Here is a 569-nt window from a genome sequence, read left to right on the forward strand (position 1 = left end):
AGCGGGGGATGAACGACCTTTTCAAGACGAAATGCCGTAGGCGAGACCTGCGGTAAAGACGGCCCGACTGGAGAATCTCACCTCTCTAGTCGAGCCTAACCATAGCAACATAGACAAGGAAACATCACCATGGCTATCGACCATTCTACAGAAACCGCCCTTCCCGTGCTGGAAAGCCTCATTGATGCTGTTGATGAGAGCGTCAACCTAAACGCTGCATTTGAGTGTTACCACCAAATGGTCACCTCTTATGTACTTCGAAACGCTGGTTTCGTAACTTCCGAAGATACTGCCGATAGGTTTGTGCACGGGCTCAATATTTTATTCTACAGCACCTTGCTTAGATCAGAGCAGTTGGGCGACTTCCTTCAAAAGGCCTCTCACATTCGCGACTCTATAGAGTAATATTTTAGAAACTGAGGTGTAGTCAAATCTAACTCAATGGCTGGCAGTGCCAGCCAAGGAAACTTGCATGAAACAGTATTTAATTTATTTTGTAGTTGCTCTTTCACTAAATGCAGCGGCTTTACCAGCATTTGCAGCGGTTCCAGGCGTTCCGGTACTGGACC

The 569-nt window shown here is 47.1% G+C and carries 1 protein-coding gene; it reads left to right on the plus strand.

The genetic code is table 11. The features are described from left to right. The first annotated feature begins 129 nt into the window (after positions 1 to 129). Positions 130 to 405 carry a hypothetical protein gene (locus tag ABJ99_RS12100; protein ID WP_054086044.1) on the plus strand — a complete coding sequence of 92 codons (276 nt, stop codon included), beginning with the start codon at positions 130 to 132 and terminating at the stop codon, positions 403 to 405. Positions 406 to 569 lie beyond the last annotated feature (164 nt).

This window comes from Pseudomonas syringae pv. cilantro (assembly GCF_001293775.1).
In the GTDB taxonomy this organism is placed as follows: domain Bacteria; phylum Pseudomonadota; class Gammaproteobacteria; order Pseudomonadales; family Pseudomonadaceae; genus Aquipseudomonas; species Aquipseudomonas syringae_P.